This window comes from Microbacterium sp. C7(2022) (assembly GCF_028823665.1).
Lineage (GTDB): Bacteria > Actinomycetota > Actinomycetes > Actinomycetales > Microbacteriaceae > Microbacterium.
In genome coordinates, this window is record NZ_JAPEHV010000127.1 from 1 (window position 1) to 208 (window position 208).

The following is a 208-nucleotide window of genomic DNA, read 5'->3' on the forward strand; positions in this document are numbered from 1 at the left end:
CCCACGGCAGATAGGGACCGAACTGTCTCACGACGTTCTGAACCCAGCTCGCGTACCACTTTAAATGGCGAACAGCCATACCCTTGGGACCTACTTCAGCCCCAGGATGTGATGAGCCGACATCGAGGTGCCAAACACCGCCGTCGATATGAACTCTTGGGCGGTATCAGCCTGTTATCCCCCCAGTACCTTTAAGTCGGATCGTAGC

1 rRNA gene is annotated in these 208 nt (G+C 55.8%); it reads right to left on the reverse strand.

Features of this window, described 5'->3' with window-relative positions:
- A 23S ribosomal RNA gene (locus ON062_RS13780) occupies positions 1-208 on the reverse strand; the annotation flags it as partial.